This window comes from Stenotrophomonas genospecies 5 (assembly GCF_054473825.1).
On sequence record NZ_JBTMUW010000004.1, the window covers coordinates 163,446 to 189,512 of the forward strand.

Annotated in this window: 26 protein-coding genes and 1 pseudogene; 10 read left to right on the forward strand and 17 right to left on the reverse strand. The window is 66.3% G+C overall.

The window, feature by feature from the left end:
• Window positions 1–47 precede the first annotated feature (47 nt).
• Genes ACX9OW_RS19880 through hda form a run of 3 tightly spaced genes read left to right on the forward strand, consistent with a single transcriptional unit; the run spans window position 48 to window position 3,051 of the window.
• The gene (locus tag ACX9OW_RS19880) at window positions 48–1,175 is read left to right on the forward strand and encodes a DUF2066 domain-containing protein (RefSeq protein ID WP_227255408.1); all 1,128 of its coding nucleotides are present in this window, start codon (window positions 48–50) and stop codon (window positions 1,173–1,175) included.
• Entirely contained in the window at window positions 1,172–2,344 is a 1,173-nt protein-coding gene (locus tag ACX9OW_RS19885; protein ID WP_065174539.1) for an AI-2E family transporter, read from the forward strand. Before ACX9OW_RS19880 ends, ACX9OW_RS19885 begins: the two co-directional genes overlap by 4 nt.
• Window positions 2,344–3,051 (forward strand): DnaA regulatory inactivator Hda, encoded by a 708-nt coding sequence (gene hda / locus ACX9OW_RS19890; protein WP_065182429.1) that lies wholly within the window; start codon window positions 2,344–2,346, stop codon window positions 3,049–3,051. The genes ACX9OW_RS19885 and hda overlap by 1 nt, the downstream gene beginning before the upstream one ends.
• A gap of 424 nt (window positions 3,052–3,475) precedes the next feature.
• Here hda and murU read toward each other — a convergent pair whose 3' ends face one another.
• From murU to ACX9OW_RS19910, 4 genes are all read right to left on the reverse strand, one after another.
• Window positions 3,476–4,186 (reverse strand): N-acetylmuramate alpha-1-phosphate uridylyltransferase MurU, encoded by a 711-nt coding sequence (murU, locus tag ACX9OW_RS19895; RefSeq protein ID WP_053516627.1) that lies wholly within the window; start codon window positions 4,184–4,186, stop codon window positions 3,476–3,478.
• Window positions 4,183–5,208 (reverse strand): aminoglycoside phosphotransferase family protein, encoded by a 1,026-nt coding sequence (locus ACX9OW_RS19900; RefSeq protein ID WP_459062725.1) that lies wholly within the window; start codon window positions 5,206–5,208, stop codon window positions 4,183–4,185. The genes murU and ACX9OW_RS19900 overlap by 4 nt, the downstream gene beginning before the upstream one ends.
• 64 nt (window positions 5,209–5,272) lie before the next feature.
• Entirely contained in the window at window positions 5,273–5,542 is a 270-nt protein-coding gene (locus ACX9OW_RS19905; RefSeq protein ID WP_053516629.1) for a GlsB/YeaQ/YmgE family stress response membrane protein, read from the reverse strand.
• A 69-nt stretch (window positions 5,543–5,611) separates the two neighbouring features.
• Window positions 5,612–7,105 carry a M20 family metallopeptidase gene (locus ACX9OW_RS19910; RefSeq protein ID WP_053516630.1) on the reverse strand — a complete coding sequence of 498 codons (1,494 nt, stop codon included), beginning with the start codon at window positions 7,103–7,105 and terminating at the stop codon, window positions 5,612–5,614.
• Between the two features lie 198 nt (window positions 7,106–7,303).
• Here ACX9OW_RS19910 and ACX9OW_RS19915 point away from each other — a divergent pair, with 198 nt between their 5' ends.
• The 4 genes from ACX9OW_RS19915 (at window position 7,304) to ACX9OW_RS19930 (ending at window position 10,427) form a co-directional block, all read left to right on the forward strand.
• Window positions 7,304–7,630 (forward strand): ComEA family DNA-binding protein, encoded by a 327-nt coding sequence (locus ACX9OW_RS19915; RefSeq protein WP_229765793.1) that lies wholly within the window; start codon window positions 7,304–7,306, stop codon window positions 7,628–7,630.
• 338 nt (window positions 7,631–7,968) lie between these two features.
• Entirely contained in the window at window positions 7,969–9,045 is a 1,077-nt protein-coding gene (locus ACX9OW_RS19920) for a L,D-transpeptidase (protein WP_111185995.1), read from the forward strand.
• A gap of 16 nt (window positions 9,046–9,061) precedes the next feature.
• Window positions 9,062–9,787 carry a murein L,D-transpeptidase catalytic domain family protein gene (locus ACX9OW_RS19925; protein WP_053516633.1) on the forward strand — a complete coding sequence of 242 codons (726 nt, stop codon included), beginning with the start codon at window positions 9,062–9,064 and terminating at the stop codon, window positions 9,785–9,787.
• Between the two features lie 34 nt (window positions 9,788–9,821).
• Window positions 9,822–10,427 (forward strand): HutD/Ves family protein, encoded by a 606-nt coding sequence (locus ACX9OW_RS19930; protein WP_253118901.1) that lies wholly within the window; start codon window positions 9,822–9,824, stop codon window positions 10,425–10,427.
• 54 nt (window positions 10,428–10,481) lie between these two features.
• On the opposite strand, the gene ACX9OW_RS19935 is transcribed toward ACX9OW_RS19930, so the two are convergent.
• The 12 genes from ACX9OW_RS19935 to ACX9OW_RS19990 form a co-directional block, all read right to left on the reverse strand.
• Window positions 10,482–12,086, reverse strand: a complete 1,605-nt coding sequence (locus ACX9OW_RS19935; protein WP_459062726.1) for a sulfite reductase subunit alpha — start codon at window positions 12,084–12,086, stop codon at window positions 10,482–10,484.
• Complete coding sequence (locus ACX9OW_RS19940) at window positions 12,083–13,054, reverse strand: FAD:protein FMN transferase (protein WP_459062727.1); 972 nt, start codon at window positions 13,052–13,054, stop codon at window positions 12,083–12,085. Before ACX9OW_RS19940 ends, ACX9OW_RS19935 begins: the two co-directional genes overlap by 4 nt.
• Window positions 13,055–13,107: 53 nt before the next feature.
• Window positions 13,108–13,911, reverse strand: coding sequence for a DUF4198 domain-containing protein (locus ACX9OW_RS19945; protein WP_459062728.1), 804 nt, complete (start codon window positions 13,909–13,911; stop codon window positions 13,108–13,110).
• A gap of 116 nt (window positions 13,912–14,027) precedes the next feature.
• Window positions 14,028–14,546: a DUF2271 domain-containing protein gene (locus tag ACX9OW_RS19950; protein WP_065182424.1), complete on the reverse strand. Its 519-nt coding sequence runs from the start codon at window positions 14,544–14,546 to the stop codon at window positions 14,028–14,030.
• Window positions 14,547–14,577: 31 nt separating this feature from the next.
• Window positions 14,578–15,216 carry a PepSY-associated TM helix domain-containing protein gene (locus ACX9OW_RS19955; protein ID WP_459062729.1) on the reverse strand — a complete coding sequence of 213 codons (639 nt, stop codon included), beginning with the start codon at window positions 15,214–15,216 and terminating at the stop codon, window positions 14,578–14,580.
• A gap of 116 nt (window positions 15,217–15,332) precedes the next feature.
• Window positions 15,333–17,753, reverse strand: a complete 2,421-nt coding sequence (locus ACX9OW_RS19960) for a TonB-dependent receptor domain-containing protein (protein WP_459062730.1) — start codon at window positions 17,751–17,753, stop codon at window positions 15,333–15,335.
• Between the two features lie 147 nt (window positions 17,754–17,900).
• A complete protein-coding gene (locus tag ACX9OW_RS19965) occupies window positions 17,901–18,299 on the reverse strand; it encodes a hypothetical protein (RefSeq protein WP_262100186.1) in 399 nt (132 codons plus the stop codon).
• A gap of 165 nt (window positions 18,300–18,464) precedes the next feature.
• Window positions 18,465–19,142, reverse strand: a complete 678-nt coding sequence (locus tag ACX9OW_RS19970; RefSeq protein ID WP_459062731.1) for a Fe2+-dependent dioxygenase — start codon at window positions 19,140–19,142, stop codon at window positions 18,465–18,467.
• 51 nt (window positions 19,143–19,193) lie between these two features.
• A complete protein-coding gene (locus tag ACX9OW_RS19975; protein WP_459062732.1) occupies window positions 19,194–21,518 on the reverse strand; it encodes a catecholate siderophore receptor Fiu in 2,325 nt (774 codons plus the stop codon).
• 142 nt (window positions 21,519–21,660) lie between these two features.
• The gene (locus ACX9OW_RS19980; RefSeq protein ID WP_459062733.1) at window positions 21,661–22,053 is read right to left on the reverse strand and encodes a hypothetical protein; all 393 of its coding nucleotides are present in this window, start codon (window positions 22,051–22,053) and stop codon (window positions 21,661–21,663) included.
• Window positions 22,054–22,201: 148 nt separating this feature from the next.
• Window positions 22,202–22,534 (reverse strand): non-heme iron oxygenase ferredoxin subunit, encoded by a 333-nt coding sequence (locus ACX9OW_RS19985; protein WP_053516647.1) that lies wholly within the window; start codon window positions 22,532–22,534, stop codon window positions 22,202–22,204.
• Window positions 22,531–23,070 carry a GNAT family N-acetyltransferase gene (locus tag ACX9OW_RS19990; RefSeq protein ID WP_346475732.1) on the reverse strand — a complete coding sequence of 180 codons (540 nt, stop codon included), beginning with the start codon at window positions 23,068–23,070 and terminating at the stop codon, window positions 22,531–22,533. The genes ACX9OW_RS19985 and ACX9OW_RS19990 overlap by 4 nt, the downstream gene beginning before the upstream one ends.
• 1,129 nt (window positions 23,071–24,199) lie before the next feature.
• Here ACX9OW_RS19990 and ACX9OW_RS19995 point away from each other — a divergent pair.
• Window positions 24,200–24,535: a hypothetical protein gene (locus ACX9OW_RS19995; protein WP_459062734.1), complete on the forward strand. Its 336-nt coding sequence runs from the start codon at window positions 24,200–24,202 to the stop codon at window positions 24,533–24,535.
• A 261-nt stretch (window positions 24,536–24,796) separates the two neighbouring features.
• On the opposite strand, the pseudogene ACX9OW_RS20000 reads toward ACX9OW_RS19995, so the two are convergent.
• Window positions 24,797–25,097: pseudogene (locus tag ACX9OW_RS20000) on the reverse strand (aminotransferase class V-fold PLP-dependent enzyme); the annotation flags it as partial.
• A 287-nt stretch (window positions 25,098–25,384) separates the two neighbouring features.
• On the opposite strand from ACX9OW_RS20000, the gene ACX9OW_RS20005 reads away from it, so the two are divergent.
• Both ACX9OW_RS20005 and ACX9OW_RS20010 read left to right on the forward strand, forming a co-directional pair.
• Complete coding sequence (locus ACX9OW_RS20005; protein ID WP_459062735.1) at window positions 25,385–25,669, forward strand: hypothetical protein; 285 nt, start codon at window positions 25,385–25,387, stop codon at window positions 25,667–25,669.
• A 58-nt stretch (window positions 25,670–25,727) separates the two neighbouring features.
• Window positions 25,728–26,030, forward strand: coding sequence for a hypothetical protein (locus ACX9OW_RS20010; protein WP_459062736.1), 303 nt, complete (start codon window positions 25,728–25,730; stop codon window positions 26,028–26,030).
• Window positions 26,031–26,067 lie beyond the last annotated feature (37 nt).

Genomic DNA, 26,067 nt, shown 5'->3' on the forward strand with positions numbered 1-26,067 from the left:
TTCGGGCAACAATTCCCCCCGGATACGTCGAGCCAATGGATGTCCTGATGCGCCGCAGCCTGATTCTCACCCTGCTTCTTGCGTTGAGCCTGCCGGTGGCCACGATGGCCCAGAGCGGCCTGCGCACCGAGGGGGATGTCGCCACCGCCAGTGGGGCCTACGAGGCCGAAGTGCCGGTCAACAGCCAGGCCGAGGCCGACCGCAATGGCGGGCTGGCACGCGCCCTGAGCGTAGTGCTGGGCAAGCTGTCGGGCGACCGCAGCGTGATGTCCCGGCCCGGCGTGGTGCAGGCCCTGCGCAATGCCAAGGATTACGTGGCCAGCTACGACTACAAGCAGGACCAGAGCGTCAGCGCCAGCGGTGCGCCCAGTTTCCGGACCCTGCTGGTGGCCCGTTTCCGCGAGGATGACGTCGATTCGCTGGTCGCCGCGCTGGGCCTGCCGCTGTGGCCGCAGCCCCGACCGAAGCCGGTGCTGTGGCTGGCCGTCGATGACGGCAGCGGCCCGCGCCTGGTCAGCGTGCAGCAGGCCAATGCCGCGCGCCCGCTGCTGAACCGCGCCATCGAGCGCGGCTACAAGCTGGGCCTGCCCAGTGGGGGCGCTGCCGAACAGGCGCTGGCCGGTGCCATCTGGCGCCAGGACAGCGCCGCCGTGGCCCGCGCCTCTTCGCGCTACTCGCCGCCGATGCAGCTGATCGGCAAGCTCTACCGTGCCAATGGCGGCTGGCAGGCGGACTGGGTGTTCGTCGACGATGGCCGTGAACTGAACAGATGGACCAGCAAGGATGCCAACGCCATGCGCGCGATGGCCGCGGGCGCCGATGGCGCGGCCGATGCGCTGGTCAAGCGTTATGCCAAGGCCGGTGTGGCCACCGGCCAGGCGGGCAGCTACCGGGTGGTGGTCACCGGCATCAACAGTGCCGATGACTACCTGCGACTGGCCGCAGGCCTGCGCGACGTGCCGGTGGTGCGCAATGTCACTCCGCTGCACGCCAGCGCGGGCCGGCTGGAGCTGACCGTGGAAATGACCACCGGCCTGGCCGGCTTCAACCGCATGCTGGGTGACAGCGGCGTGCTGGTTCCAAACGCCCCGCTGCCTGCCCTTCCGACACCGATCGATGACACCACCGGCGTGCCGGTGCAGGCGCCGGTCAGCAACGAGTACCGACTGCGATGACCCTGACGCCGGAAGCTGAAATCGCGCAGTTCCTGCGCCGGGTCAAATACATCCTGCTTGCCGGCCTGATCGGCTGGATCGTGTGGCTGCTGGCGCCGATCCTGACGCCGTTCGTGCTGGCGCTGGCGCTGGCCTGGCTGGGTGATCCGCTGGTGGACCGCATCGAGGCCACCGGGCGCTCGCGCATGACCGGCGTGGTGCTGGTGTTCGTGGCCATGGTGCTGGTGATCGTCGCCGCGCTGCTGGTGCTGGTGCCGATGATCGAAAAGCAGATCACCACCCTGGTGGCGGCCGTGCCCCAGGCGCAGGCCTGGCTGATGCAGACCGGCATTCCGTGGTTCGAGCAGAAGACCGGCCTGGAGGTGATGCAGTGGCTGGACCCGGATCGCCTGATCGAATGGGTGCGCAGCCATTGGCAGCAGGCGGGCGGCTTCGCCAAGACCTTCATGGGATATGTCTCGCGCTCGGGCTTCACGATGGTGACCTGGGTGGTCAACATCCTGCTGCTGCCGATCCTGGCGTTCTACTTCCTGCGCGACTGGGACAAGCTGGTGGAGCGGGTCGCCTCGGTCATTCCGCGCAACCACATCGGCACCATCACGGCGCTGGCGCGCGAATCCAACGAGGTGCTGGGGGCCTTCATCCGCGGCCAGTTCCTGGTGATGCTGGCACTAGGCGTGATCTATGCCGGCGGCCTGTCGCTGGTGGGGCTGAAGCTGGGGCTGCTGATCGGCATGATCGCGGGCCTGATCAGCTTCATTCCGTACCTGGGCGCGACCACCGGCATCCTGATGGCGATCATCGCCGCGCTGGTGCAGGCGCAGGGCTTCGACCTGAAACTGCTGATACTGGTCGGCGTGGTGTTCACGGTCGGCCAGTTGCTGGAGAGTTATGTACTGACGCCGCGCATCGTCGGCGACAAGATCGGCCTGCATCCGGTGGCGGTGATCTTCGCGGTGATGGCAGGCGGCCAGCTGTTCGGCTTCCTCGGCATGCTGCTGGCGCTGCCGGTGGCTGCCGTGTCCAACGTGCTGCTGCGCTATGCGCACCAGCGCTATCGGCAGAGCGATCTTTACGCGGGTGAGAAATCGGCGATCGTGCTTGACGGTGTGGTCGAGCCGCCCCACATCATCCTCGACACGAACGACAAGGGCCCCGACCTGAAGTGATGGGTGTGCCGCAATTGCCGCTGGCCCTGCACTACCCGCGGGACCAGCGCCTGGAGACCTTCATCGGCGCACCGGATGGTGCGCTGGCGCAGCTGCGCGCGATCGCGGTCGGTGCCAGCCACGACTGGGTCTACCTGGAAGGCGCGGCAGGCACGGGCAAGACGCATCAGGCGCTGGCGATGTGTTCCAGCGCCGAGCAGGCCGGGCGGCTGCCGACCTATGTGCCGCTGGCCAGTGCGGCCGGCCGTGTGCGTGCAGCGCTGGAGGGGCTGGAGGCGCGCGAGCTGGTCGCGCTGGACGGACTGGACGAGATTGCCGGCAACCGCGAGGACGAGATTGCCCTGTTCGATTTCCATAACCGTGCGCGCGCTGCCGGCGTGACCGTGCTCTACACGGCGCAGAAGGCGCCGGCCGAACTCGGACTGGTGCTGCCGGACCTGCGCTCGCGGCTGGGCCAGTGCGTGCGGGTGCTGTTGCAGCCGCTGGACGAGGAAGGACGCGCGGCGGTGCTGCGCGAGCGCGCGCTGCGACGGGGGCTGGCCATCGACGAGGCCGCGATCGAGTGGCTGCTGTCGCACACCGGGCGCGAGCTGGGCGGGCTGATCACGTTGCTGGACTGGCTCGACCGCGAATCGCTGGCGGCCAAGCGTCGGATCACCGTGCCGTTCCTGCGCCAGGTGCTGGAAGAAGGCCGCCCTCGCTACTGAGGTTGGGGTTTGTTTTGCAGGGCTGCCGCCCTGCACCCGCCGAAGCCAGTGCCGAAGCCGGAGCAACGTCAACGTCAAACGCTGGCTTCCTCAGGGGAGGCGGGGGGGCTCAGGTTGCGGGGGACGGCGCAAGCAGGTTCCCGCAATCTGCCGGGACTGCGTACTGCACTGTTGTTGGTGGGTGTCGACCTTGGTCGACACGGTAGATCCACGCTACGCGTGGATGCGCTTTCGCTTCGTGAGCGAAGCGACCTGCTTCTGCTTTTCTTTCTTTCTTCCGTGGCTGGACGCGTACGGAAACTGCCAGAGGCCGGGCGGGGTGGGTTCGCGGCCAAGCCCCCATGGATGGGTTCACGGCGTCCCCCGCGAATCCACCCCGCCCGGCCAGGCACGGCTTTGATTGGAGCGACCAACCACGAGGGGCTCAGCCGTTCGCCGCCAACTCAACATCCAGCGCACGCAGGCGATCCACCGTGCCGACGTCGGTCCAGCGCCCGCGATGGTGCTGCCCCGTCATCAACCCCTGCGCCATGAAGTGCTTCTGCAGTGGCACCACCGAGAACTTCGGCGGCAGCCGCTCGCTGCCCGGCGCATCACCAATCACCGTGCGCCAGTCGGCCACGATTGAAGGGCGGTACACGCCGATGCCGGCATAGGTCAGGCACGGTCCTTCGCGGTCATGGTGCAGCAGGCCCTGCGTGTCCAGCCGGTAATCACCGTGCGGATGCTGCGTGGGGTTGTCGACCAGCACCAGATGCGCCTGGCCCCGCGGCTCGCGCGGTAGTGTGGCGAAATCGAAATCGGTCCAGATGTCGCCGTTGACCACCAGGAACGGATCCTCACCCAGTGCCGGCAGAGCATTGAGAATGCCTCCGCCGGTCTCCAGCGGGGTATCGCCTTCATGCATGAAGTGCAGGCGCACACCCCATCGGCTGCCATCGCCGAGCATCGCCGGGAATTGTTCCGCCAGCCACGCGGTATTGACCACGATATCGCGCACGCCGCAGGCGGCCAGGCGCTCCAGGTGCCAGACGATCAGCGGCTTGCCGGCCACTGCGAGCAGCGGCTTGGGTGTGTGCAGGGTCAGCGGGCGCATGCGTTCGCCCAGGCCGGCGGCGAAGATCAGCGCCTTCATCGGGCCACGCGCATCGGTGTGCCGAGCTCGGCCAGCGCCGGCTTGATGCGTGTGTCCAGCAGCTGCCGCAGGGGGGCCAGCTCGCGGTAGCGCGGCAGTACTTCGTCCAGATAGGTGATGAAGCGCGGCGCATCGTCCAGGTAATGACCCTTGTTGTCGCGGTAACGCAGGCGGCAGAACAGGCCCAGGATCTTCACGTGGCGCTGGATGCCCATCCAGTCCGCGTCACGCAGGAAGGTCGCACGGTCGGGCACCGGCAGGCCCGCAGCGTGCGCGCGCGCGTGGTACTGCGCGAGCCACTCGTCCACGCGCTGCAGCGGCCAGCTCAGGAACGCGTCCTTGAACAGGCTCACGGCATCGTAGGCGATCGGGCCCCGCACCAGGTCCTGGAAATCCAGCACGGCCGGACCGTCGGCAACGGGCATCAGATTGCGGGGCATGTAGTCGCGGTGGGTCATCAGCTGCGCCTGGCCCAGTGCGTTGTCCATCAACCGGCGATGGACCAGCTGCAGGCCCTCGACCTCGCCGCAGTCCAGCTGCAGGTTGAGATGGCGCTGCAGGAACCATTCGTCGAACAGGCCGGCATCGCGCTGCAGCAAGGCTTCGCCGAACTGGCCGAAGTCGGCCGGCACCGGGATCGCCTGCAGGCGCAGCAGCTGATCGATGGCGCGGCCGAACCATTCATCGGCGTTGCGCTCGTCGAGGATTCTCGCCAGGGTCGGACCGCCGAGATCCTCCAGCAGCAGGAAGCCGGCGTCCAGATCCTGCGCAAGCAGGGCCGGCACACGCAGGCCATGGTCGTGCAGCAGGCCGCGCATGCGCAGCCAGGGGCGGGGGTCTTCCAGTCCCGGCGGAGCATCCATCACGATGTGGCTGCCGCGTGTACCGGTGACGCGCCAGTAGCTGCGCATGCCCGCATCGACCGAGGCACGTTCAACCACGGCCTGTGCATCGCCAAGCTGGATACGGGCCCACTGCAGTCGCTGCGCGCTGCGCTGGGGATCGGAGGCGGGTTCGGTCATGCGGGCATATCCGGGCGCGCGGGGCGCGCCGACGTCGGGGACAGGAGGGAAAGGTGGGGCCGTTTCAGCGGCGACCGCTGAACAGGCGCAGGATCGCCAGCACGGCCACCGCGCCGACCACGGCACCGAGGAATCCAGCCGGTTCGCCTGGGGCGTACCAGCCCATGTACTGACCAAACCAGCCGGCCAGCAGGGCACCGAGGATGCCCAGCACGATGGTCAGCAGGCAGCCCATGCGGTTGTTGCCCGGCATGAAGAAGCGCCCGAGCAGGCCGACGAAGAAGCCGACCAGCAGGATGTACAGCCAGCTGCTGCTGCCGAACAGACCATTCATGCGTGTGCGTTCCGCTTGAGAAGAACGCAGCCTAGCAAGGCCGGGCTGCGTCCGTCACGGTGTGCCGGATCAGCAGCAGCCGTGGTCGCCATGGCGCGTGCCGCTGTCGGCGGCCACCGGCGAACCACTGGTCTCGCCACGCAGGCTGGCGGCGTAGTGCTCGCTGATCACCTTGGACACGCAGGCGGTGACCTTCTTGCCCATCGGAATGTGCAGGAACTCGTTCGGGCCGTGCGCGTTCGAGTGCGGGCCAAGCACGCCGGTGATCATGAACTGGGCACCGGGGAACTTCTCGCCCAGCATGCCCATGAACGGAATCGAGCCGCCTTCGCCCATATACATCGCCGGCTTGCCGAAGAAGGTCTGGCTGGCTTCGTCGATGGCCTTGGTCAGCCACGGCGCCATGGCCGGGGCATTCCAGCCGGTGGAGGCCTTTTCCAGATCCAGGGTGACCTGCGCACCGTTCGGCGGATCGCGCAGCAGCGCTTCTTTCAGCAGCTCGCCGCAGGTCTTGCCATCGGCGGTGGGCGGCAGGCGCAGCGACAGCTTCACCGAGGTCTGCGGGCGCAGCACGTTGCCGGCCGATTCCAGCGGCGGCATGCCGCCGATTCCGGTGACCGACAACGCCGGGCGCCAGGTGCGGTTGAGCACCAGCTCGGTGAGGTCTTCGTTCATCGGGCGCAGGCCATCGACCAGCGGGAACTTCTCGAAGATGGCCGTATCGACCACTTCGGCGGCACGCTTGGCCTGTTCCTGGCGCTCGGCCGGGATTTCCACGTTCATGCCGTCGATCAGGATGCGGCCGGTGTCCTGGTCCTCGATGCGCGACAGCAGCTGGCGTAGCAGGCGGAAGCTGGACGGCACCACGCCGGAGGCATCGCCGGAATGCACGCCTTCGTTGAGCACCTTGACGGTGAAGTTGCCCCCGGTGAGACCGCGCAGCGACGTGGTGCACCACAGCTGGTCGTAGTTGGCGCAGCCCGAATCCAGGCAGACCACCAGCGACGGCTTGCCGATGCGGTCGGCCAGATGGTCCACGTAGGCGGGCAGGTCGTAACTGCCGGACTCTTCACAGGCTTCGATCAGGACCACGCAGCGCGCGTGCGGCAGGCCCTGGGCCTGCAGGGCCAGCACGGCGGCCAGCGAACCGAAGATCGCGTAGCCATCGTCGGCGCCGCCGCGGCCATAGAGCTTGTCGCCACGCAGGACCGGGGTCCACGGGCCCAGGTCGTCGTCCCAGCCGGTCATTTCCGGCTGCTTGTCCAGGTGCCCGTAGAGCAGGATGGTGTCGTCGCCGGTTTCACTGCCGGTGGCGGGAATTTCCAGAAGAATCAGCGGGGTACGGCCTTCCAGGCGGACCACTTCGACCTTCAGGCCCGGCAGCTCCTGTGCCTTGGCCCAGGTCTCCATCAGGGTGACCGCCTGTTCCATGTAGCCGTTCTGCACCCAATTGGCGTCGAACATCGGCGACTTGTTGGGAATGCGGATGTAGTCGACCAACTGCGGGACGATTTCGCTGTCCCACTTGTCATTCACGAATTGGCCGAGCTTGGCGCTGTCCATCTGAAACTCCGGTTGCATGGCTGATCCAGCCATTCTACGCCTGCGCCGGGGGTAGGGTTTTTCCTACATCACGTCGGGTATTTGGCTGGCTTTTAGAAATCCACGAAACCGATAGTCTGTGTGTATGTGGTGACGGACACTGTTCCTACCGACGGGATTGCCGGTCGGGGCGGCCAGAACCACAAGGAGTTATACGTCGTGCCTTGGTTAGTCGTGTTGAGGGCACTGGTACTGGCAATGGGGATCGCAGGGGCGCATGCCGCCGAACCGATCGACATCAACCGGGCCGATGTCCAGGCGCTGCAGCAGGGATTGACGATGGTCGGAGCCAGGAAGGCTGCGGCGATCGTCGAGCACCGGCGCAGACACGGGCCCTTCAAGCGCGTCGAGGATCTGACGCAGGTGAAGGGGATAGGGACAGTGATCGTCGAACGGAATCGACAGCGGATCACCGTAGGCGACAGGCTGTTGCCCGCGGATCCGGTACCCGGATCGGTACCGGTGCGGACCGTACCAAGGCGTTGACAACAGGAATCGTCGGGACCCGCAGGAGGCCGGTCCACCGGGCACCGCCAGGGAGGCTGTGTTCACCGACCGTCGCAGGAGGCGGCACCAATCACCAGGATGGTGGCATCACAGACCTGTGGAAGGGGCTGAGATACAAGCAGGACAGACGCGGCCGCGTGCAGGATGCAACGCCACCCCCACCTCGCAGGACGCGCGGGGGAGGCAGCAGGCCGACAAGGACGTGACGATTGCCCGGTACGACACAGGGTTGTGTCGCCGGGCATTCTCTTTTGGCGCGTTCGCTACGGCGCGATGGTGTACGGTGACCGCTTCGCATGGAATGGAACCTCCGCTGGATGCGTCTGCACCGTCCGTCCCTGATGCTCTCCCTTGTCCTGGCACTGCCGCTGACCGTGCAGGCCGGGCCGCCGTCTTCGCACTCGACCGACCCGTCCGGGCCGGTGGCCGCCGAACGCGGGCCTACTGATCTCAAGCCGGGCGAATTCCTCTGGCATCCGGAGATTTCCCCGGCCGGCCCGATCGTGCTGGTCGTCAGTCTGGACGAGCAGCGCGCCTACGTGTATCGCAACGGGATCGCCATCGGGCTGACCACGATCAGTTCGGGCAAGGCGGGACACGAGACGCCGACCGGGGTGTTCACGATCCTGCAGAAAGACAAGGACCACCGCTCCAACCTCTATAACAGCGCACCGATGCCGTACATGCAGCGGCTGACCTGGGACGGCATCGCCCTGCATGGCGGCAGCCTGCCGGGGCATCCGGCCTCGCATGGCTGCGTACGGCTGCCCCAGGCGTTCGCGCAGAAGCTGTTCAGCGAGACCCGGCGCGGCGATACGGTGGTGGTGGCCGATGCCAAGAGCGCGCCGATGACGCTGGCCTATCCCGCCGTACTGGCGCCGGTCAACGCGCGCGGCGAGGCCCTGCCCGAAACCGGCGACGGCAGTGTGGCGGCGGCCTGGTGGAACGACAGCGCGGCGCCGGCCGGGCAGGTCGGCATCCTGGTCAGCCTGCACGACCAGCGGCTGTACGTCCTGCGCGACGGCGTGATGATCGGCGAATCGCCGCTGAAAGCCGATGCGCTGCCAGCCTTCCAGGGCACCACGCTGTTCGTGATGGGGCAGGGCTACAGCGATGTTCCCAGCCCGCTCGATGCGAAGCAGCGCCTGCATCAATGGACGGCCTATCCGTTGCTGGGCCAGGACCGTGCGCAGGCGACCCCGGACCTGTTGGCCACGCCGTCGCTGCCACTGGCGCTGCCGGCCGATTTCGCCCGCCAGCTGTACCAGGTGCTGGTGCCGGGCACGACGCTGCTGGTGACCTCGCTGCCCGCCGTGCGCCCAAGCCCGGCTGAATCCGGCCTGCAGCCGGTCTTGGAATCCGAGCCGGCAGGGTCCACTCTCACAGGCAACTGAGTCCTGTGTCCCGTCCATGACCGCATCCCGCCTGTGCCGGCTGGCCACGCTTGGCCTGCTGGCAACCTCGGCCAGCGCACCCGCGTTGGCGCAGACGCCCGCCATCGCGACCCGTGCCGAGGATCTGGCCGCCCTGCTGGCACGCACCGCGCCGAAGGCCGATCGCCATGTGCTGCAGCTGGCGGCGCAGGCCATGCGCTGCGCCCTGTTGCGACCGGAGCTGGGCATCAGCGGCGAACGCCTGAGCGTGATCGACTATTCGCGGCCCTCCACCGAGCCGCGCCTGTGGGTGTTCGACCTGGCGCACCAGCGGCTGTTGTTCGAGGAATGGGTGGCGCACGGCCGCAACAGTGGTGAGAACCGGACCGAGCATTTTTCCAATCGCGACGGCAGTTACATGTCCAGCCTCGGTGTGTTCACCGCGCAGGAAACCTACATGGGCGGCAACGGCTACTCATTGCGGCTGGCCGGGCTGGAACCGGGCTTCAACGACCGCGCGCGCGAGCGTGCGATCGTCATCCATGGCGCCCCCTACGTGAATCCGGCGACCGCCCAGCTGCAGGGTCGGCTGGGCCGCAGCCTGGGGTGTCCGGCGGTGCGGCTGTCGGTGGCCAGGCCGCTGATCGACGCGTTGCGTGGTGGCACGATGGTGTTCGCCTATTACCCCGACCAGGACTGGCTGAAGCATTCGCAGCTGCTGGGTGGCCAGTGCGGCGCGCAGGGTACGGTCGCCACGCGCTGATGCGCGATTGCACGTGGCGTGGTGCAATGCAGGCATGGATATCGATGCGCTGCTGAAGACTCCGAGCCAGGTGATTGCCCGCCTGGATTACCGCCGCGAACGCTGGCGCAATGGCCTGGGCTGGACCCGCGAAATCCTGCGGCTGCCGGCGCACGGGGACGACTGGGCCCTGCGCCTGTCCGTGGCGGAGATCGAGCAGGATGCCGCGTTCTCCGCATTTCCGGGCGTGGAGCGCGAACTGGTACTGCTGCAGGGCAACGGTGTGCGCCTGCGCTTCGCCGATGGCCGGGTGGCGGAGGTGCTGCCGCCGCATGGTCGCGTGCGCTTTGCCGGCGAGGAGGCACTGCACGGCGAACTGGTCGATGGCACCACCCATGATTTCAACCTGATGTGGAAGCGCGGGCAGTTGCACGCCGAGCTGCTGCACCGGCCGCTGGTGGGGTCGATGTTCTTCTTCTGCGAGCCAGGCGTGGCCTGGGCGCTGCACCTGCTGGCGGGTGAGGCCGGCTTTGCCGAGGACAGTGGCTTGCCGCCGATGCAGGCAGGCGACACTGCATGGCTGGCGGCCGGCGAGCGCCAGCGGCATGCGCTGCAGGGCAGTGGCGAGCTGCTGGCGATACGGGTGAGCGCCGCGGACTGATGATTCGCATGCGCCGATGGGCATCATCCGCGCATGCGCTGGGCGCTGCCTGGGCTAATACACATCACGGCGGTAACGGCCGGCCACCAGCAGGGCCTCCTTGCCGTCGGTACCCAGCCCCTGCTCGATGACCGCATCCACGGCCGGCGCCATGCCCTGCAGGCTGCCGCAGACCAGGATCGTGGCACCTTCATCGACCCATTGCCGCAGCGTTGCCGCCTCCGCCAGCAGGCGGTCCTGCACGTAGCGGTGGCTGCCGCCGTCACGGCTGAACACCGTATCCAGACGCTGCAGCGTGCCGGCCGCCAGCATCGCCTGCAGTTCGTCACCGAAATGGAAGTCGTGCGCGGCCGAGCGCTCGCCGAACAGCAGCCAGGTGCGGTGCGCGCCGACGGCCGCGCGCTCATGCAGGTGTGCACGCAGGCCGGCGATGCCCGTGCCATTGCCGATCAGCAGCAGCGGCGCCGCAACGGCGGCACCGTGGAAGTTGTCGTTGCGGCGCAGGCGCAGTTGTACCGGCTCGCCGATGACGGCGTGGTCGCACAGCCAGGCACTGCCGATGCCGGGCGTGCCATCGGCACGCACCTGCCGGCGCACCAGCAGTTCCACCGCACCATCCTCCATCACCGAAGCGATGGAGTACTCACGATGCGGCAGCGGCTGCAGGGCCGCCAGCAGGGCGGGCAGATCACCCGGTGGCACCAGTGAGGGCAGGTGCGAGCGTTCGACACGGGCCAGCAGCGTCTGGCCGTCCTCGAGCACCGTCTGCGGATCGAAACCCTGTGATTCCAGCCAGGCCCGCGCGCTGTGCCGCGCGTGCTGCGGGCCGATCTCGGCAATGTCGCCGGCCTGCCAGCGCACGCCGTCGATGGCAGGCGCCTGCAGGCGCAGCCAGTACACCGGTCCGCCCTGGCTGCCGGGATTGAGGTGCCGGCGTTGCAGCAGCGTCCACGGCTGATATTCGGCCGGGCTCCAGTCGGGCAGTTCGCTGGCGCCACCGGCAAGTTGTCCGAGCAGTTGCTGCCAGTGCCGCAGTGCAGCGGGATCGGCGTTGTCGACCTCGATGGCGTCGAACAGGGCATGTGCGCCGTGCTGGCGCAGCCAGTCGTCGAGCTGGTGACCGAATGCGCAGAAGTGACCGTAGCTGCGATCACCCAGGGCGAGAACGCCGTACGAAAGATGCTGCAGCGATGACGGCAGGGCCATCACATGGCGCAGGAAGGGCACTGCATGATCGGGCGGGTCGCCTTCGCCGGTGGTACTGGCGATGAACAGTGCACGCTGGCTGCCGGCCAGCAACGTGGCGTCGACCTCATGCAGACCGCGCACACGCACCGGCACGCCGGCACCACGCAATGCCTCGGCACTGCGTTCGGCCAGTTCGCGGGCGAAGCCGGTCTGGCTGGACCAGACCAGCAGGATCGGCGCGACGTCGCCAGAGGCAGCATCGTCGCGCGGTCGCCCACGCCACCACAGTGCGGTGCAGACCAGCGCATAGAGCGCGGTGGCGATGATGGCGATCTGCGATTGCCGCGCCGGCGGTGCGCCCTGCCACCAGGCTTCGCCGAGATGCAGTCGCAGCAGCGCCCAGCCGATCAGCGCCAGCAGGATCAGTACAAGCGCGTTGCCGAGCAGCGCGCGCGACGGCCGTGCGCTCATGCGTCCCGCTCGTCGAGCAGGCGCTGGAAGGCGCTGCTGAGAAACTCGTGCGGGCCATCCGCTGCGCGATGCAGGTAGCGTGCGGCCAGTCCTTCGCGTTCGGCCAGCGCCATGCCGTGCTCGCGGCCGAGTACGGTGAGTGCGGTGGCCCAGGCATCAGCATGCATCGCGTCGTCGGCGACCACCGTCACCGCCGCTGCAACCTGGCGTACCGGCCTGCCGGTGCGCGGGTCGAGGCTGTGGCTGTAGGCCTCGCCATCGGCCTGATAGTGATGCCAGCGATCGCCGGAGGTAGCGACCGCCTTGCCGTCCAGCGCCAGCACCCGCGGTGGTGTTTTGGCCTGCGCGTCTTCTTCCGGCGCAGATTCCACCAGCACGCGCCACCGTTGGCCATCGGGCTTGCGGCCGTAGCCGGCCAGTTCGCCACCGACCTCGATCAGTGCAGCAGCGATGCCCTGATCGCGCAGCCACGCGGCCACGTGATCGACGCCGAACCCCTTGGCGATCGCAGAGAGATCCAGTTCCAGTCCGCCGGGTTGCAGCAGCGCATCGCCGCGCCATTGCAACCGCTGCCAACCGCAGCGCTCGCGCGTGGCCTGCACGGCGGCGGCATCGGGCTGGCGCCTTTCGCCGGCATGTGCACCGAAACCCCACAGTGCCACCAGCGGGCCGATGGTGGGATCGAACGCACCGTCGCTGGCGGCAGCGATGGACTGCGCGCAGGACAGGACGTGACGGGTTTCGGCAGGCAGGGTGCACCACTGGCCTGCATCGGCGCTGTTGTAGCGGCTGAGGTCCGAGCCGGCGTCCCACGTACTCATCTGCGCGACCACATCATCCAGGCGCGCCTGGATGCCGGCGTGCAGCGGGTGCAGGTCGCGCTGGCGCGGCGCGACCAGCGACACGCTCCAGGTGGTGCCCATGGTGGTGCCGCCGAGGCGGGCGATGTCGAGCAGGGAATCGGTCATGACGGGGCGTGGCGGCTGCGATGCCGGGGCGTGCCCGGCATCGCGGTCCCCCATTACTGCGGCAGCACTTCCAGCGTGGCCACGTAGCTCAGGCGACGCTTGGCGGCCTGCTTCACCGAGGTCTTGTTGTCTTCAGTGCCGGTTTCCAGCCAGTACATGCCGGCTTCCGGCCAGGTCACCTTGATTTCGCCCTTGGCGTCGCTGGTCACCTTCAGTTCGTCCTGCGCGTTGCGGTAGCGGGTGGCGCCGCGCACGATCTCGAAGGCCAGCCCGGCCGTCGGCTTGCCATCGACCAGCACGCGGACGGTGGCTTCCTCGCCGGCGAACAGGTCGTTCGGGTGACCGACCGCAACCAGCTCGATGCCGCGGTTGGTCGGCTTCAGTGCGGTATCGTTCGGCGCGCCATTGGTCACGAACGTCTCCACGCGGCCGACCGACTGGCTCACTTCCAGCTTCTTCGCGTCCTTGGGCAGTTCGCCGAAGGTGGCGGCGGTACCGCGCCAGCGCTTGCGCTCGCCGTTCTGTTCGTAGGTGGCGAACAGGCCGTCATTGACCGAAGCGATGCGGTAAGTGCCCTGCTGCTTCAGCTCCAGATCGAACACGCTGCGGTACTTGCCGGTCGAGGCGTTCTGCGGCTGCACGGTGCTGCCGTCCGGCGCGGTGATCACCAGCGATTCCAGGCGCAGCGGCACGTGGTTGAAGTAGAACAGGTCGTTGGAGACCGCACCATCAACAGTGATCCACGGCGCATTGCCGGCGATCACGGTCTGCGAAGGCAGCAGCCAGGCCTTGTGGGCGAGTGCGGAAAAGGGAAGGGCAGCGGCCAGAGCGGCGGCGAGGACGAGCGTGCGCTTCATGCGGAAGACTCCAGGGACGTTGGATGGGTGGGGTCAGAGCCCTTCCTGTGGAGGGGATCCGACCCCGGGGTCGGACCCCTTTCCAACGGAAAGGGCTCTGCCCCCGGCTCAGGCGGTTACGGTTTGATGGCGAGGGTGACCTGGCCCAGTTCGGTGGCGCCCTGCGCCTTGCCGTTCTGTGCGGCGGTGGCCGGCCAGGTGAAGGGGATCTTCAGCAGTTCGCGGCCACCGACTTCGCGCACCGCTTCCACCACCAGGGTGTAGTTGCCCGGGGCCAGCTGCTTCAGCGCCGGCTGCTTGTCGTTGAACGACAGCGCGTGCTTGCCGGCCGGGCGGGTCGGGCCGGTCACGCCGTCCACCGGCACCTGCAGGGTGCGGCCGCTCTTGCGCCACCACTGGCGCAGGTCGGGCAGCCACTTGGTGCCATGGCCTTCGCTGTTGCTGGTCTGCTGGTACCAGACCGACAGGTTGGCGGCCACCTTCTGGTCGGCACCTTCCAGCCACACCGCTACGTAGGGACGGTGATACTCGGCGACATTGAGCTTGGGCACCTCGACGTTGATGTCGAGCGTGGCGGCATAGGCCGGCGAGGTGGCCAGCAGGCCGCTGAGGGCGATGGTCAGGGTGACGCGCATGGGGCGGCTCCGATGAAGGGGATTCGATGGTTCAGTGGATCAGCAGCAGGGCGATCAACAGCGGGATCATCAGGCCGAGGCCGACCAGCGGCCAGGTCATGCGCCGCTGCCGTGCATGCAGGTGCAGCAGGAACAGGCCGGTGATGCAGAACACCAGGCAGGCCACGGCGAACAGGTCCAGGAACCAGCCCCACGCCGGGCCCGCGTTGCGGCCCTTGTGCAGGTCGTTGAGGTAGGACACCACGCCGCGGGAGGTTGATTCGTATTCCACCGCGCCGGTTTCGCGATCGATGCTGAGCCAGGCGTCGCCGCCGGGTCGCGGCAACGACACGTAGATCTCCTCGGCCGACCACTCGGCCGGGCGACCGCCGATGGCGATGCCCAGCTGCGTATCCAGCCATTGCCGGGCCGGGCGGGGGATCGGCGCGTGGCCGTCCTCGCGCGTGCCGAGCTGGCCGAGCAGATCGGCCGACAGTTGCAGCTGCTGGTTCTGCACCTCGGGCGTGGCCTCGATCTTCGCTGCATGGTTGAGGGTCAACCCGGTCACCGCGAACAGCAGCATGCCGATCAGGCACACCGCCGAGCTGATCCAGTGCCACTGGTGCAGCGTCCGCAGCCAGAAGCCGCGGCTCTGTTGCTGCTGCACGTTGGAGGGAACGGAACGGCTCACGACGGGGATTCAGGGCGGATGCGGACTGCGCATTACATCATTGATGAGAATAGCTCGCAATTGCGTATCGTTCTGTATCCCGGCGCCGGCCATGGCCGGCACCGGTCAGGGTCGCGTCAGAACTTCGCGTTCAGCGAGATCCAGTAGCTGCGGCGCTGGTCCTTGGTTGCGTAATCGTCCACGCAGCTGAACTCGCTCTGGCTGATCAGCAGGCACGACTGCGAGACGAAGTCCTTGTCGAGCAGGTTGTTGACGCGTGCGTTGACGGTCAGCCATGCGTTGGCCTTCCAGCTGCCGCCGAGGTGGAAGATCGTGTAGTCCTCGTAGACGCGGTCGTGGCTGTTGCCGGCCGCATCGAGGATCGTGTCGCGGTAGCGGTCGTAGCGGCCTTCGCCGATCAGCGACAGACTGACCGCGTCGCTGACCTGCCAGTTGAGGCTGGCGTTGGCCATATGCCGGGCCGGCATGGTGCCACTGATCGGCAGTCCCTTCTGCGGGCCACTGGTCTGTTCGCTGCGGGTCCAGGTGTAGTTGCCCCGCAGCTGCAGGGTTTCCAGCAGATCGACGTGCGCGGCCAGTTCGGCGCCACGGGTTTCGGCCTTGTCGATGTTCACGCTCTGGGTGAAGGTGCTGTAGCCCAGCGAGGCCCAGCCCGGCCCGATGTCCACGCAGTAGCCGCTGCCGGCCGGAGCCACTTCGCAGTTCGGGAAGGTGCCGCCGCTGGCGATCTTGTCGTCGAACCGGTTGAAGAAGCCGGTGACGTTGAAGCCCCAGCGCTGGCCTTCGTAGTAGGCAGCCAGCTCGTAGTTGGTGCTGGTTTCCGGCTTGAGGTTCGGCGAACCGACCAGCGGCAGCACGCCCTGCCCACCGAAGCCGGTGATGCCCGGGAACAGCTGGTCCGGGCGCGGTGTCTTGTAGCCGGTGCTGACACCGCCCTTGAAGGTCCATGCATCGCTCGCATTCCACACCAGGTAGCCGCGCGGGCTGACATGGCTGCCGAACACGTTGTGGTCGTCGTAGCGCAGGCCGAAGGTCGCCGTGAGGGTATCGGTCAGTGCCCAGTTGTCCTCCGCGAACAGGGCCCACATGCGGTGCTTCTGCCGGGTGTTGCTGCGGTAGCCGGCGCCATCCATGCCGAACACGCCGTCGACCATGTCGGTGTCGTTGTACTGTCCGCCAACGGTCAGTTTGTGCGCGCCGAAATCGAGGTCGAGCATCGTGTCGAGCACGTAACCCTCAAGCTCCATCGTGCGCAGCGGACGTGGCAGGAACGCCTGCAGGCGCGCCATCTCGCTCGGGTCGAGGGCAGACAGCGCATTGCCACGACCGGCCGCACAGTTGTTGGCGGCGCCGGTGCGGCGGCAGACGTCATTCCACAGCGTCTGCAGGTTGGCGCGCTCGTCCAGGGTCAGTGGCAGCGAACGGCCGAGGTTGCTGCTCTTGCTGTGGGTCAGCGAGGTCTGCCAGGTGCCGAAGCTGTAGCGGCCCTGATGGGTCAGCGAGACCTGGTCACGCTCATAGCGCTGGTAGGCGGTGTAGCCCACGCGCGGCTGCACCACGCGGCGGGTGATGGTGCCGCCGCCATCCGGATCGGGGATGACCGCATTGCCGACGCGCCACAGGCTGGCCAGGCTGTCGAGCGTGCCGGTCTGGCCCTCGCTGTTGTCGTACTTCTGCCGCGACACGTCGTAGTCCAGCCACAGTTCGTGGTCGTCATTGACGTGGACGTTCAGGCGCACGCCCGTGTTCCAGTTGGTGTTGGCCACCGACTTGCCGCCACCTCCGAAGCCGATGCTGCGTTCCCACAGGGTGCCATCGGGCAACGGCAGCGCATCCCATTCCGGATTGGACGCCTTCGCATCGTAGTAGCTGCCGCGCACGGACAGGCCCAGGCGGTCCTTCAGCAGCGGACCACTCAGGTACACGTCGGTGCTGCGGGCATCGCCGAACTGGTCGTCCTGCTGCACGGTGAAGCCCTGGGTCAGCGCGCCGTGCCAGCTGTCCTGGTTGCGGCGGGTGATGATGTTGATGACACCACCCATCGCATCCGAGCCGTACAGCGTGGACATCGGGCCGCGCACCACTTCGATGCGCTCGATCGCATCCAGCGGCGGCAGGTAGGAGAACTGTCCGCCACCGAAGTTGTTGGGATACAGCTGGCCGACGTTGCTCTGGCGGCGGCCGTCGATCAGTACCAGGGTGTATTCCGAGGGCAGGCCACGCATGGAGACGGTGGCGCGGCCATTCTTGTCGGTGGCTTCCAGGCCGACGTCGATGCCTTCCACATCGCGCAGCGCATCGACCAGGCTGGTGTAGGGGCGCTTGCTCAGTTCCTCGCGGCTGACCACGCTGATGCTGGCCGGGGCATCGGTGATCTTCTGTTCGAAGCCGGAGGCGGTGACGACCACCTTGTCCAGGGTCTGCGGCGCTCCGGCGATCTCTGCATGGGCGGAAGCAGGGGCCGCCATCGCCGCCAGCACGGCGCTGGTCAGCAGGGGGCGGGACAGGGACGAACGGACACGATGGCGCTGGGCCATGGCAGATACCTCGAAGGATGTAAGGCAGCGCGATGCCGGGTGCGGAGCGCGCACGGCAGGCAGGGAAAGCCCGGTCAGGGGCGGCAGGGAAGAAGCAGTCAGCGGCGTGTGGACGCGACCGCGCAGGCGGTCACGTCGGGCCGTGGATCAGGCGAGCGGCGGCGCCTGACCGCGTTGCTGGCGACGCCCGGGCGCGTCGGCCCAGGGCGTGTCCGGAGCGGCCAGCGGCCAGTCCGGGCGCACACCGGGCATGGCCGGCGTGGCGGGTACGAGTTCACGTTCGGTACGCAGCCACTGGCTGGCCAGCAGCAGCGGCGGCGCCTTCTCGGCCGCTTTTACCGGGGCGGAGGCACAGCGACGCAGCTTGGCCGGGGCTTCTTCCTGCAACGGGCCTTCGCCGCCACGTTCTTCCAGCGGCATCTGCAAGGTCATCGCTGTGGCCGGGTGCGGCAGCAGCGGCAGGGTGCCCAGCAGCAACGCCAGCATCGCCACCCATGCCAGCAGGCTGGCCAGCGCGGGACGCTGGCCGCGCATGGCGGTGCCCATCTTGCGATGGATGAGTGGGCGAGGGCGGAGCGGGCGCAGCAAGCGGGGGTCCCCAGATGGTTTGCCGGCAACGGCCAGCATCAACGGGGCGTGATTGTAATGAGAGCTGTTAGCGGATGCAAATGAGAATGATTGCTAAGATGTAGGGGCGCGGCCTGGAGTGGCTCAGACCTCGCTCCAGCGTCGCAGCAGGTTGTGATACACGCCGGTCAGCTGCAGCACCGCATCAGCGTCGCCTCCGGTCTGTCGCAGGCGCTCGATGGACGTGTCCATTTCCCACAGCAGGCGACGCTGTACATCGTCGCGGATCATGCTCTGCACCCAGAAGAACGACGCCACGCGCGCGCCCCGGATAACAGGATTGACCTGGTGCAGGCTGCTGGAGGGATAGACGATCAGGTCGCCGGCCGGCAGCTTCACCTCGTGCTCGCCGTAGGTGTCGCTGATGATCAGCTCGCCGCCGTCGTACTCGTCCGGCGCCGACAGGAACAGGGTGCAGGAGATGTCCGAGCGCAGCTGCTCGCCGTTGCCCAGGTTCATCACTGCGCCATCGACGTGGAAGCCGTAGGTGCCGCCGCCGCGGTAGCGGTTGAAGCGTGGGGGCAGGATCTTCAACGGCAGTGCCGCAGCGAAGAACAGCGGGCTGCGCCGCAGTGCGGCGAGCACGCCGGCACCCAGCTCGGCTTTCACCGGTGACGCGTCCGGCAGCTGTTCGTTGTGCTTCACCTGCGCACCCTGGGCACCCACGGTCTCGCGGCCATCGGTCCAGTCCGCGGTGTCCAGTTGCTTGCGGACCTGTGCCACTTCATCAGCGGTGAGCACGTTGGGAATGTGCAGCAGCATGGTGTTGCCTCGTCGTTGCGCGGGGGAGCCGGGCTCCCCCGCGCCAGGACATCAGAAGCGGATGTCCGCGCTGAGCAGGAAGGTGCGCGGGGCACCCGGGGTGTAACGGTAGCCGCTCTTGTTGATGCTGGCCACGTAGGCCTTGTCGAACAGGTTGTAGCCGTTCAAGCGAAGCGAGATGTTCTCGTTGACCGCCCACGACACCACGGCGTCGTACACCACGTAGGACTTGGTGAATGACGGCGTGCCGACAGCACCGTCGGTGCCACGATGCATGCCGGCGGCGTAGCGCACGCCACCCCCGACGGTGATGCCGTGGGCCAGCGTGTAGCTGGTCCAGCCGGTGAACGTATCGTCCGGCGTGTACGTCAGGTTGGTGGTGCCGTCGGCGGCGACCTTGGCGCCTTCCTTCACTTCGGTGTCGAGGTGGCTGAAACCGGCAGACACCGACCAGTTGTCGGTCAGGCGGCCCACGGCGGACAGCTCCACGCCCTTCACGCGCTTGCTGCCGGTCTGGGTCGGGTTGCCGGCCTCGTCGAGCACGGTGGTATTGATCTCGTTGTCGACGTCGGTCTGGAACAACGCCAGGTTGACGGCCAGTGCATCCTCCAGGAGTGCCCACTTGCTGCCGACCTCGAAGGTCTTGGCCTTCTGCGGGTCCAGCTTGGGGTTGTCGGCGCTGCTGGCCGAGCTGCTCAGCTGGAAGTTGGCACCGCCCGGGGGCTGCTGCGAGATCGCGTAGTTGGCATACACGCTGACCGTGTCGCCCACCTTGTACAGCGCGCCCAGCTTCCAGTTCAACAGAGTGTCGGAGGCCTCCAGCGTGGGGTTGCGCAGCACGGTGCCGGCCGGATTGCTGCCGCAGGCGGGACCACTCCGGCCGCCGCAGACCGAGGCGCTGGCGTACTCGGTCTTGTAGTGGTCGGCACGCACCCCGGCAGTCAGCAGGAAGCTGTCGCCGAATGCCAGCGTGTCGAACAGATACGCCGAGGACGTGGTGGTCTTGCCGTGGGCATCGGCGCCGTTATGCGCCCAGGTCAGCCCGGTCACGTTCCAGTCCGGGTCGTACAGGTTCGCGGCAGGCCAGCTGGTGCCGCCGGTGGCCGCCTGGCCGTAGCTGTCCAGTTCTTCGCGGGTGAACTCCAGGCCTGCGCTCAGGGCATGGCCGATGGCGCCGGTGCTGAAGTCGGCCCGCAGGTTCAACTGGTCGGTCAGGATGGTGTTGCGCTGGTCCTTGAAGGTCGGCAGGCTGCGCGCGATCGTGTAGGTCGAACGGTCGGCGGGGTTGGTGTAGCCGATGTTGCCGGTCGGACGACCATTGGCGCCGAGCGCGCCGGTACCCATGAAGGCGGTGAGCAGGTAGTCCTGCTCGGTGCGGCCCCAACGCGCGGTATTGGTCAGGCGCACGCTGTCGTTGAAATCATGTTCGAAGCGGAACGTGGCCATCTTCGCGGTCACGTCGTCGTGGTCGGCGCGGGTACCGTAGAAGTTCTCCGGATCCACCGGATGCCCGGCCAGGGCTTCGAGTGTCGGCTGCGGCGTCCAGCCCGGCAGCCCCAGGGTCGGCACGCCGCCGTCGGGCACGTTGTCCTGCTTCACGTACAGCAGGTTGAGGTAGTAGCGGGTGGCCGTGCCCAGGCCGAACGCCAGCGACGGGGCCAGGCCCCAGCGCTTGTTCTGCACGTGATCGCGGCCGGGCTGGTCGCTGTCCTGCCACATCGCGTTGGCGCGCAGCGCGCTGGTCGCGCCCAGCGACTGGTTCCAGTCACCGGTCGTCCGGCGCTGCTGGTCACTGCCCAGCGAAACGCTGGCCGACGTGGCGTCCTGCAGGGTGGCCTGCTTGCTCACCAGGTTGATGGCGCCAGTCGGCGCCGAGCGACCATTGTCGGTCCCTGCTGGCCCCTTGGTCACTTCCACCTGTTCGATGTTGAACACGTCGCGCGAGATCGAGCCGAGGTCACGCACGCCATCGACGAACAGGCTGTTGGAGGTGTCGAAGCCGCGCATGAACAGCGCATCGCCGGTGGTGGTGTTGCCGTTCTCGCCGGCATAGAAGGTGCCCACGCCCGGGCTGTTGCGCAGCGCTTCGGTCAGGGTGGTGGCGCCCTGCTGGTTGAACAGGTCGCTGGTGATGACCTGGATGGTCTGCGGGGTGTCCTGCAGCCGCTGGGTGAACTTCGGCGAGGCGACCTTGTCGGCCTTGTAGCCATGTGTGGCGTGCACGTCGATCTTGTCCAGCGCGCGGGCATTGTCAGTCGCATCGGCGTGGGCCAGCGCCGGCAGCGTGGCCAGGCCGAGGCCGGCGGCCAGGCTGGCGGTCGCCAACGGCAGGTTGCGGAGTGGGGAGGCGTGCTTGCGGCTCTTGATCGGGTTCATGGGTCTGGGTGGGTAGCGGGACAGGAACGATCCGCCGGTGCCGGATGACGGCGCGGCAGGCAGGATCGGAAGCGGACTCGAAGCGGGATCGGAGGTGGAGGTCCGGCAAGCGCCGGACGCCCGGGCGCGGCCGGGGAGAGCGTCAGCTCAGCAGGGACGGAGGCGCCTGGCCGGGGGGATGCTGGTAGCGCGACGGCAGCGCAGGGGCCGGGTAGGGTGACGGCGCGGTTGCCGGCACCAGTGGCGGCACTGGAAGCGGGCCACACAACTGCCGCAGCAGGGGGGACTTGATGCTGCGGCCGTCATCGGGCTCGGCTTCCACCCGTGGCATGGCCTGCTCGCGGGGCGGCGTGCCGAAAGGCGCTGCGGGCAGGCTGTCCTGCGCCTGCAGCGCCGGCGTGGTGACCAGCGAGCTGCGCGACCCTTCATGCAGCGCCGACCATCCCAGCAGCAGTGCCAGCAGCAGCGCAGCCAACAGCGGCCCGCCCGTGCGGGCAAGCTGGCAGAGCGTAGCGATGGGCGCGGGCGAGGCCATGGCGCGGCGATGGGCATTACGAAGATGTTACGTAGAGTAACAGCAACGATAATGATTCGCATCTTCGGTGTTGCGGGAGGTCTGTACCTGGCCACTCGCGGCCCTGTGGGCGCCTGCAGGGCCTTCCCGGGCGGGGCGGATGGGCCGGTCAGTCCCGGTCGTCGCGGGTCCAGATGGCGTCGTGCTCGCGCTTGACCGGGAACTTGGGGACCGGGCTGTACGCGGGGGCACACAGGGCACGGCCATCACGCACGTCGAAGCGGGCACCGTGCAGCACGCACTCGACGCTGCCTTCGGTGGTGTTGAACTCCCCGGAGGACAACTCGAATTCCTCGTGCGTGCACTGGTCTTCCAGGGCATACAGCTCGCCGTCGAGGTTGAACACCACGATCGGCGTACCGGTAACCTCGTCGAACACGCTCTTCATTTCACCCGGCAGCAGGTCGCTGCCGGCGCAGACGAAGGTCCACGCGTCGCTCATGCGGTGGCTCCCGCCAGCGGCTTTTCCAGGATCTCGAAGCGCAGATCGTCGCGCTTGGGAATGCCGAAGCGCTCGTCGCCGTAGGGGAACGGCTTCTTGATGCCGGTGCGGCGGTAGCCACGGCGCTCGTAGAAGGCGATCAGTTCGTCGCGCACGTCGATCACGGTCATCTGCATCACCGGCACGCCCCATTCGCGCGCGGCGTGGGCTTCGGCCGCATCCATCAGCTGCTTGCCGACGCCGCCCCCCTGCTGGGCCGGATCGACCGAGAACATGCCGAAGTAGCCTTTGCCGTCGACGTCGGCGACGTGGGCGCAGGCCACGAGGCGGCCCTCGCGCTCCGCCAGCAGGATGGTCGAGCGGGGACGGTCGAGGTCGGTCTGGATGCCTTCGGCATCGATGCGGGCGCCGTCCAGCAGGTCGGCTTCGGTGGTCCAGCCGACCCGGCTGGCGTCACCCCGGTAGGCGGAGGTCACCAGCGAGATCAGGGCAGGGATATCGGCCGACGTGGCGGCGCGGAAGGTCAGGGTGCTCATGGCGCCATTCTAGGTGGGGCGTGGGTCAGGCCGCACGCCCTTCTGCATTGGCGATGCGCGCCGGGGATTCGACCGCCGATGGAAGCACTGTCGTGAACGGAGCCTTGACGCCGCCTTCATTCCATGTTCATAAATAAAGCGTGGCACGGCCAGCGTTGCGACTGTCGCGTACGTGCACGCATTCAAGGAACGGACGATCCAAGGAGGATCCCATGCGGTCTCGTGCCACGCTCCGCCCGCGCCAGTCTGGCCCGGTCGGCTAACGCCGGGAAAATTGCCGTGATTTCAAACGTAATGTTGTCAGTTGCAGTCATATTCGGAATTATCTACTTGGTGGTCTTCTATCGATTTACATTTCGTTTCCGAGCGCTTTATCCAAAATTGTGGAAAGACCTGGACTCTCCGGAATCATTTGGACTCCGTGGACAGATGACCTATCTGGCTGTGGCGCTGGGTCTTGAACGGAAGGCTCCACTGGAAAAGTTGCAGGAACTTAGGAAAGAGCTCGTTGCGATAAGAGTCTCATTGGGTGTCTCGTTCACTGCCTTTGTTATAACTTTCATCTTGATAAGCTGAGAAATGGACGCATTCAGAGGGTAAAAGTGCTCCTGCAGCTGGCTCAGGGGCACTGGATACTGAGCCTCAGCGACCAATCGCCTGATCAATGTGATCGAAACCACAGCGGGCGCACTCGCGACCGGACTAGCGCTATGACGACCAAGGCAACCTATCGGTCCGCAGAGGTAAGCCTTCTCGTTCGGCTACGACAACGGCGGCGTACTGTGTTTCTAGCGCAACGAGCGCACGGGCAAGCAGGCGGTCTATCTCCATGGTGATGTGGAGAGAGCAAGATCTGCAGGTGCTGACAGCTATGTGGCCACTCCTGGCGGTTCCCTCATGGGATTCGACTTCAGGGGTATGAATGGCGCGGTCAATGCTGGAACGAGCCCTGGCGCGCACATTCGGCCGAAGATTACTATAAGGTGAAACGATGGATTCCGGACGCGGGTGGTTTGCAGTTGTTGCGCTGATTTTCATGCTTAGCGCTTGTTCTTCGCAGGAAGTAGGTTCCGCGGAAGCTCCAGCCGCCTGTAAATTTCGTGGCAATGAGTTGGGAGCTGAGACATGCATGACCACGATGTATGCGCTGTTGTCTCAGCCAGAGAAATTTGATGGGCGAGTGGTTTCTTTCTATGCATGGATAGATCAGGTCAATGGTGCGATCTTGATCTTTCCCTCGCGTGATGAACTGGACGCAAGGGACTCATTCAGCTCATTGGTGGCCTATCCAGAATCCAGTCCGGATGCCTTTCGAGAAATTCCTTCGGTTGAGGGTGGGGAGGAGAAATTCTTGCGGATGACCGGCACGTTTCGATGGAATCGCGATGGTGCTCCCAGATCCCCAAGTGCTCCGGTGGATGTAGATCGGATGGGTGTAATGGAAGGCGTTCATTTGGGTTTATAGCGAATGAGTCGAGTGGGTTGGTGCCAAGCGCTTGGCGGCCTTGTCGGCGAAATCTGTCGTTGCTCATATGATGCATCATGGAAGTTCTCGCCTAGTGGGCGTTCTAGGCAGAATTGCATTGGTTGGTGCTTGTGTTTTTTTCCTCCGCAAGCCGACTTTTACGCCCGTCATCCAGCGGATGGATCTGCGTAGTCGTTAGAAGCAGAAGTGTCGCGGACTCGCGCGGCGCTCTCGTCTTCCTCGGGCGCTGCTGAAAGCTAACCGCAGCAACTTCCGTACCTTCGCCAATGCCGCCATGAACCGCTCCGTCTCGGCGTGCGTGTTGTAGAGCGCCAGCGAGGCGCGGGAGGTGGCCGCGACGCCGAAGTACTGCAGCAGCGGTCGCGCGTAGTGCGGGTCCGAGCGCACTTTCATTCTGTCCGATCGTGCAGGGGCGCCAGTTGTTCATGAACGTGCTCGCCGCCGATCAAGAACGAGGCCACTGCGGCCTACCCTGCGCTTCGCCGATAATGCGCGGGCCCGCGAGGCGGCGCAGCTCTCTGGTGAAGTGCCCCAGGCGTTCTACCCCGCCTGAGCTGATCAGCGCTCGCGATTGTGTCAGCTTCCCGCTTGAGCAGGATATAAGCGTGGCGGCTGAATCATCGAGCACCGTCGCGTGGCTGATGGCTTTGGAGCGCTGGGCGGGGCGGTACATTATTTGAGAAAGTGCAGATTCGTCTCCATGTTCGGAGGCTGCAAGAAATGGCGAAATGCAAATTGGATGCTGGGCACTCAGCCGCATGGGGTGGTCGAATCCGCTCATGCCTGACTGCTGTGGTCATTTCACTGGGGCTGCAAGGTTGTGATTGGTTGTCGGATCCTGTGATTGTTGTAAAGAATGTTGAAAGGGACGTGATTCATGACATCAGCTTGGAGGTCGGCGGTGGTGTGGTTGACCTGGGAGCAATTCCTGTCGGTGAAAGCAGGGCTGCAAAACCGGAGATCGCTGCTGATTCCTCGCTTGTTGTAACGTACTACGTGAATAATGCCCGTGTGGTTTGCTATGGAGATGTGTATTTTACGAACAATCTCTATGTCAAGGTTGAGGCGGATGTGGGTGGAGGGGTTTGCCGTATAGCGGAAGTTGCGGATTGATGTGAGCGGTGGAGTGTGTCTGGAGAATTTTTATAGTGCAGTGCCAACGTGAGGGGCGATGAAAAGCCTTGTTGAGAGTTACCCCGTTTGGGCTTCCATCATTCTAGGTGCCATGTGGATAAACGCATTTGCGGCTCACAGGATGTTGCTGAGGATCGAGCGCGAACGGCCAGAAGTACTTGCTGCAGCCGGAATCATCAAGGTTGACTGGTGGCTTGGGTGCTTGCGTGGTATCGCAGTGCTCGCCCTCACTTCCAAAGGACAGGCGCTCCATCAGGGTGAGCGGTGGGTGTTGAGGGGCGTCGTGATGATGTACGTCTTCTTGATTGCTTCCGGGGTATCCATGCTCGTTGGCATGTGAAAGGCGAGGTCTCAAGGCCGCTGATGGTGGAATGGTT